This is a genomic window from Herpetosiphon sp. (assembly GCF_003512625.1).
Taxonomy (GTDB): Bacteria; Chloroflexota; Chloroflexia; order Chloroflexales; family Herpetosiphonaceae; genus Herpetosiphon; species Herpetosiphon aurantiacus.
The window spans coordinates 155,580-163,704 of sequence record NZ_DOPT01000010.1; the positions used below are offsets into that span (position 1 = coordinate 155,580).

At 54.7% G+C, this 8,125-nt stretch carries 3 protein-coding genes; all 3 read right to left on the reverse strand.

The window, feature by feature from the left end; translation table 11 throughout:
• Positions 1-178: 178 nt before the first annotated feature.
• On the reverse strand, positions 179-544 hold the full coding sequence (locus DEF47_RS02160) for an endonuclease domain-containing protein (protein ID WP_012189506.1): 366 nt from the start codon (positions 542-544) through the stop codon (positions 179-181).
• Between the two features lie 165 nt (positions 545-709).
• Positions 710-4,711, reverse strand: a complete 4,002-nt coding sequence (locus DEF47_RS02165) for an Eco57I restriction-modification methylase domain-containing protein (protein WP_012189505.1) — start codon at positions 4,709-4,711, stop codon at positions 710-712.
• A 293-nt stretch (positions 4,712-5,004) separates the two neighbouring features.
• On the reverse strand, positions 5,005-7,911 hold the full coding sequence (locus DEF47_RS02170) for a DUF8741 domain-containing protein (RefSeq protein WP_287044944.1): 2,907 nt from the start codon (positions 7,909-7,911) through the stop codon (positions 5,005-5,007).
• Positions 7,912-8,125 lie beyond the last annotated feature (214 nt).

The window sequence follows — 8,125 nt, forward strand, 5'->3', positions numbered from 1 at the left end:
TGAACGAATCTCAGATGCAGTTACTCTAGCTGAGCGCAGCCCAAAAAACTTGACATTTCCTACCAAGTGGCGTTCCCTCACCCCAACCCCTCTCCCACTGCGGCGGGCGAGGGGCGTTCGTTTCGTGGTTCCCCCTCGCTCGCTCGGCGGGAGAGGGGGTTAGGGGGTGAGGGCATGCTCAAATACACCACATTCCCTGAATTGCCGCTAATGCATTGGGTAAATCGTGTTCAACGCTATCTGCAGTCAACCGCAACACCCGATAGCCCAAACATTCTAACAAGGCTTGCCGTTCAGCATCGGCCTCGTATTGGTCGGAATGAATCGCTCCATCAACCTCGACAATCAGCATTTCCTCAATACAGATAAAATCGACAATAAAACTGCCAATTGGATGTTGCCGCCGAAACTTTCGCCCATCAAGTTTTCGCCCACGGATTGCCTCCCACAAAAGCGCTTCGCTCGGCGTTGCCACTTTACGAAATGTCTGGGCAATCGCTTGAATTTTTTGAGCTAGGTGATAAGGAATTTGCAACCGATCCATACAACGTATTCCTTTGATTGAGTGTTCCCTCACCCCCAACCCCTCTCCCATTGCGATGGGCGAGGGGCTTTTCGATTAGTGGTTCCCCCTCGCTCGCCGCAGCGGGAGAGGGGGTCAGGGGGTGAGGGCTTCCCTTCCCCCTCGCTCGCTCGGCGGGAGAGGGGACTAGGGGGTGAGGGCATCCTCCCCATCCCACGCTTCGAGCACTAAACGCCGCGTGCGATACTCACCATACTGTTTCAGCTCTTTTTCTTTCAACACGCGGAAGGTTTCGCCCGGGAAGTCGGGGCCATAGACTTCAGCCGGATCGAGGATGTAGCGCAGTTCGTCGCGGCTTAGCCCATACAATCGCGCAATCCGCGCATCAAGCTCGGCTCGCAACACCGCCCGCCGTTCGTCGCTCCAGCGGAAGGGTGGCAAAGCAAAACCATCACGTGGGCTGAACCACTCCGGCGGCGCATCTCGGTTGCACTCGGCGTTTTGGGCTAAAAGTGCCTGCCGCCCCGTTTCATCAAGTTCGGCCCAAACATCTGCGGCGAACGGTTGCAGATCCCACGCGGTATAGACCAGCTCTAAAACCCGTGGCACGATGAAGGCTAGCTGGGCTGCATCAAAGCGTTCGGGTGGCAGCACGGGCAGTTGTTTGACATAGCCAAAGGTTAAATGTGTGCCACCAATCTTCTGTCGTACTATGTAGTCAAAGCAAAGGCTATTAACTATGCTTAAGAAGCAGGAAAACAAACTAGAATTAATATCTGTTAGGAAAATCAAAGGTGCGGTATGGCCTACCGCCACTCGTGGAATCAGGCTAAAAATCGCCGTTCGTTCAACAACACTGCTAGTAATATCACGAAATACCAATAACCACTTATTTTGATGCTTACTTGGAATACGATCCTCTATACTCTCTCTATCAATCCAGTATGTAGGAATTGGAAGATCTTCTGGGTTGCCATAATCTGCACCATACCAGCCTTCATATTTTCTGGATAATCTGTTGCCTGCATTTTCTTTGCCTATGAGTGATGCAAATCGATGATCAAATTGCCATATCATTTTTGCTTCATATAAAGGCATTCTATCGCGTGAGGATTCGTTTTTAAATAAACCACTATCATTTGCCATATGAAACATTGTACCAAACGATATATTCCAAGGATTTCGTTTCGTTTTTTGGTTATCTAAGATTGGGGCAATCCGATAAATTTTTTTCGTTAACTGTGCATCAGTTTTAGTACGAAATATAGGGCAATTCAAAGTATTGGGATTAATTAAGGCGAATTCATCGCTAGTCATATTAAAATGTCTAGCATCCTGTTCTATATCACTAAAATACCTACATAAGAAAATGAAGTCAGGGGTTTCGCTAGAAATATCATTTCCTACCATTGTAAGTGCACAGAATTTGAAAGCGTTATGTACTTCAGGAAAAATAAATGCTTCATTTTCAAAACCAATCAACCTTTCTAATGATTGTTTCTTGATTAAATCGCCAAAAAAGGCTTTAGTTGTATCATCGGTGGCGATGCCAGTTGGCACAATAATGCCTGCGCGGCCTTTACGATTGATCAAATCGCGATCAAGCTCGGAAAACAAGGCATAGGTATTAACATCGCCAACCGCCGTCAGTGGGTAGCGCTGCGAAACCCGAATAAAGCGGCTAGCAGCCTCGGCAATATATTTGGCATGCTCAAATTTGGCATAACGCTGTTGCTTGCTTGGTTCGCTGCTGCTGGCCCACGCCTTGAGCAACTTCTCACGCGCCGCTTTATTGGCCGCCTCGCGAATCTCGGCTACATCGACCCAATGCTCTTGCTCTTGCAGCTTAATCCGCTCCCACGGCGGGTTGCCCAAAATCACATCAAAACCACGCGGGCTACCTTCGCCACAAATATGCGGAAACTCCAACTCCCAATGAAAAAAGCGCATTTCAGGCTGGTCGGCAAGGCCATCGACCCAAGCCAGCAGGCCAGCGCTGACGCTTTGGCGGGCCGTATCAAAGGCGTGCAAGGTAGCGCTAGTTGGAATCAGCGGCAGCGTATCCTTGGTAATCGGCTGGAAAAAAGCCGCCGTCCAAAGATTGTAGCGCGTCCAGTTTGGGCGTTCTTGCTCGCGCATGCGGGCGTAGCGAGCCGCTTTGGCCCGCACTGCCGCCACACTATCATCGGGCAAGGCCTCAAGTTGGCGTGTGGCCCGACCGAGCGTCGCATGATCAAGCTGGCTGGGCGCAAGATTCATGGTAATTTGGCCGCTGGCAATATCCTCACGTTCGCGCTTGTTGCGTTTGCGCAAATTGCTCGCGATCGTTTTATCGTCGCCAGTCACCGGTTTAAACGCATCATCGGGAATCCCTTGATTAACCAGTTCTTCAGTTGCGCCAACCAAACTATTGCCCCAACGAATATGATAATCAATAAACGAAAGCGGCATGCCCGCGCAATGGCCCTCGATCCACAGCGCCAATTTACACAAATCGACCGCCAACGGATTGAAATCGACTCCATAAATACAGTGAGTAATCACATCGCGCACCGCATGGCGAAACTGATCGGGCGTTGGCTGATCCTCGCCGGAGCGCACCCGTGCCAGTTCGCGCCCAATGCGGCGAGCAGCGGCCAGCAAAAAGTGGCCCGAACCACAAGCGGGGTCGCAGACCGTAATTGAGAGCAGTGCCTGTTCCGGGTTTTTATCGCGCAAGCGTTCAGCAATAATTGGCTCAAGCGCACTCTTGATCAGCTCCTGCACCAATTCGGGGCGAGTGTAATACGAGCCTGTGGTTTTGCGCTCGGTGCCAGCGACCAAATCGAAGCTTGTGCCAGCGACCACCGGACGATAATCGAGCAACGACTCATAGACACTACCCAGCTCCTCGACATCGAGCGCCGCATAATTGACCCGCCGCAAAGCCCGCGACTGCGGATCGGCATAGATCGAGAGCGCCCGCAGCGCCGCTAAAACATCGGCATTACGCAAATGAGCAGTTTCGAGCGCCCCAATCGCGCCTTCGCCAAACAAATCGCCATCGAGCGCTGCGATGCCCAAGCGATTGGCTTTAAGATCAGTACCCTCAAAAATCCGAAACGTTTGTTGCAGCGCCATCCAAATATCATCGTAAGGGCCGCGACCAGCGCCGCGCACCTCGGCCAAACGCCGCAAACGGCCAACGCTATAATGCTCATAATACAATTTCAGCCGTTCGCTGGGCGTGCCACGCTGCGCCAACTCCGATAATTTATCGCTAGCAGTTTCGGCCTCGATCAACCCGCGATCCTCGGCGACCATCAAAAACAGCAAGCGATAGACCAACTTGAGCAACTGGCGATAATATTCCAGCGGAGTTAATTGATTGGTGGCAAAGCGCTGGCGCAAATCGCTGTTGCGTGGATGGCGCAACAAGCCTTGGCCCAGCAACTTGAGCGCCCGTTCAACCCCTTCGCGCAAGCCCTCGCGCACCCGACCGCCAGCCTCACGCGCCTGCTGATGATACTGTTCGAGCAACGATTGGGCGGTATCGGCGCTGGTAATTGGCAAGCGCGTGCGATGCAAAATCCGATAAAGCAGCGCAAACTCATTGAACAACTGGCCAGTCACCAGCGACTCCAAATCGAACTCGACAAAACTTGGGCGGGTAGTTTGCGACGAATCACGCAGCAAACGCAAACGCCTGCCGTTGGTCACAATCCCCCAAGTATGTTCAGTGCTATTGAGATATTCCTGCATCAAAGCGTGGGGCGAAATCCGTGGGCGACCACTTTCGGGGCGGCGGTCGATATCAGTCTTAATCCCCTCGATATGAATAGGCGGCGAATCATCGTGCTCATCGGCGGAATGACTGATAGCATAGGTGCGATTATCAACGCGGCGAGCGCTTTTGGTGCTGGTTGGCTCATAGCCGATCAACTGCAAAAACGGCTCGACCCAATAACGGCGGGTCAAGGTTGTGTGCGAATCTTGGGGGCGGCGCTCGATTGCCGCCTGAAAAATCTGCCATTGCGCCCGCACCTGGCCCCAAGCAGCGGCAATATCATCGCTCATACGGCGATTGGCAGGCAAGCCAAAATCGGCTGGGCGCTGACCAGCGAGGCTGCCCTGCTCACCCTCAGCAATCGCTTGAAGCATATCGGCAGGCAACAACCCGCCCTCGGTGATAATCGCCGTATATTTCATCAAATTCCCCCAAACTTAGAATATGGCTATGAGCGTTCCCTCACCCCCAACCCCCGCTCCCACTGCGGCGGGCGAGGGGCATGCCCTCACCCCCAACCCCGCTCCCACTGCGGCGGGCGAGGGGGCGTTCCACCCTTCATGCTCGCATGCTTCTCCCTCGCTCGCTCGGCGGGAGAGGGGCGTTCCCTCACCCCAACCCCTCTCCCACTGCGGCGGGCGAGGGGCTTTTGGTTTCTCGTTTCCCCCTCGCCTGCTGGGCGGGAGAGGGGGTCAGGGGGTGAGGGCATGATCCCTTACACTGGCAACAACACATACAAACCCAACACATCGGGCGGCAAATGTGGCTCGACGCTAACTTTGCCTGCCATGCGCGTAGCCGTGCGCACCCGTGAGTGCGATTCAGCCAAGCGTTCGGCACGAGTATGGGCCAAACTGGTGAGATCGGCGGCGAGCTGCGGCAACAGATCAAGCGCCGAATGCAATTGGTGTTCGCGATCAGCGTGGGCAATATTAGCATCAGGCAAGGCATTGGTTAACAGATCAAGGGCCGCTGCTGGCTCAAGGCTGCGAAAACCGCCTGGCTCGCGCACAAACCCCGCCACCACCAACTCCTCGGCCAACAGCGGCTCATTGCGTTTGGTCGCAATCAGCATCCGCACCCGCAACAAGGCCAAAAAGGTGCGCCGTTCGACCGCTTTTGTACGCAACACCCCTGATCGCGCCGCCGGAACGGGCAAACCATCCTCGGGAGTCAAGGCAGTTTCCAAGGCATAATCAGCCAAGGCCATCGTCAGCGGATGATTACGCCCAACCAACAGCACGCCCTCAGCAGCAATCCCCGTGAACGTGATGATTAACTCAGTCGCCTTATTACGCAACAACGGCTCGACCCGTTCGCGCACAGGCAGCGGCAATTGAATAATCGGCACGCGCCAATGGTCGGGAGCGTGCGCACCCAGCGCCACCAATGGCGCACCAATTCGTTCACAACTAGCACGCACAAATGAGCGCACCGTATCAGCATCGCCCAGCACCGCATCACTTTCCTCAAGCTCACGCGCCACCTCTTGGGGCTGAATCCGATGTTGAGCAAAACGAGTGCGGCTTTGCTCGGCTTGATGTTCGGCCTGCGCCCACTGCAACTCGACCTCGGCCAAGGTTTGTTCAGCCGCCGCAAAGGTCGCCGGATCGATTGCTTCAAACATGGTCAGCTGAGTTGCTGGCGGCTTAAACAAGGTTGCAATCAGTGCATCGACGACGGTTTCATTACTGACTGGCAAGGGCACGCTAATGCCAAGCGTGCGATGGATGGTGACTGCTTTGCGCAACAACACCCGCATCACCGCCTCGTCGATGGGGTTATCCTCGCCGCGCACCAAAGCCATACGCACAACTGGCGCTGGCTGACCATAGCGATCAACCCGCCCCTCCCGTTGCTCCAAACGATTGGGATTCCACGGCAAATCGTAATGAATCACCGCATTGAAAGCCTCTTGCAAATTGATGCCCTCGCTCAAACAATCGGTTGCCACCAACAGGCGGCGGGGGCTGGCGCTCAATTCAGCAATTAAACTTTCGCGTTCTTCCTCGCTATGGTCGCCAGTTACCGCCAAAATGCGCGTATCGTTGCCAGGCTTCAGGGCACGAGTCAACTCCTCGGCCACATACTTAGCGGTTGCAATATAGCGACAATAAATAATTGGCTGAAAATCATCCTTCAGCAAACGCGCCACGATCGGCACAATACTTTGCAACTTGGGGTCGTTTGCGCCGCGCAATTGTCGCGCCTTTTCAGCAAATTTTTGCAAGCGGGCGGCCTCGCTGGCAGTGCTGCCTTCCTCGATCACATGGGTTGGCTCAACATCTTCATCAGCGGCGGGTGTGCTGCGGTCGTGAATCGCACTACTAAATAGCTCATCATCAAACGTTAAACTCAGATCATCAGCTTGGGTGGTTGGATCTTTGCGAGCGCGAGTCATCAAGGCTTTTTCAGCAGCGGCGGGGCTGCTCATCACACAGCGCAACAAGGCGAGCGCCGCCCAATAGCGCACCCGCGTGCGGGCCGCAACCCGTGGTGCATTAGCCTCGCGCAAGCTTTCGTGCACCAACTCGCGGGCAAACTCAAACACCTCATTAAACAAACTGCGATAGGCCGATGATTGAGCGAGGCGGTAGGTAATATCACGATTGCCAGTGGCATCACGCAACATATGTTCACGCTTTGGAAACGGCGTTTCTTCATCCAACCAACGCACAACATCGCCACGGCGGCGCTGCACAAAATGTTGAGCCAGCAAATCGCGCTGCTTGGAGCTAAGGTTGGTCATCGAATAGGTTTCAAATTCGGGGCGCAGCAAACCCAACAACGACACAAAGGCATCCTCAATTCCACTGTGAGGCGTGGCCGACAACAACAACAAATGCCGTTCCTGATCGTCGGCTACCGCCCGAATCAGATCATAGCGTTGTTGTTGACCGGAGCCAGGGCCGCTTGGCCGCGCCGCCGTATGCACCTCATCAACAATCACCAATTCGGGGCAAGCTCGCAAAAAGTTCGCCCGATGCCGATCATGTTTAATGTAATCAATGCTAGCAACCGTAAAAGGATAATACTCGAAGACACTAATATCGGCGTTGGGCAGTGTGCGATCAAGCGCGGCGGCAGTGCTCGAACGCACGACGGTTGCCTCGATACCAAATTTCTGCTCCAACTCACGGCTCCACTGGTCGCAGAGATGCGGCGGGCACAGCACCGTAAAGCGCTTAATTTCGCCACGATCGAGCAATTCGCGCACAATCAACGCCGCCTCAACCGTTTTACCAACCCCAACATCATCGGCAATCAGCAAACGAACTGGGTCGAGGCGCAGCGCCATCAACAACGGCACAAGCTGGTAGGGGCGTGGGCGTGCACCCAAGCGGCCCAACGACCGAAATGGCCCAGCCCCATTGCGCAAACTCAGGCGGGCGGCGTTCCGCAACAACTGCCCAGCCACAAAATCGCCAGCCATGGCCGGATCAGGTGGCGGAAACTGGGCGGTTGTAACCGTATCGCCCTCGATTGGCAGATAAATCCCACAGCTTTCGCCATCAATCCCACCAAGTGGTCGCAGCTGCAAAATATCAGGATGGGTTGATGGTTGCACGACCCACTCACGATTCCGACAGCGAACAATCGAGCCAACCCGAAACTGCGCCATTCAATTCACCTCAAGGTTTTAAGACCCCTCACCCCCAACCCCTCTCCCACTGCGGCGGGCGAGGGGCATTCCAAGCTTCATGATCGAATGCTTCCCCCTTACCTCGCGTGTGGGCGAGGGGCGTTTGGTTCGGTGCTTCCCCCTCGCTCGCCTGCGGGAGAGGGGGCGAGGGGGTGAGGGCATGACCATCGACTCCACATCCCACCCAATCATT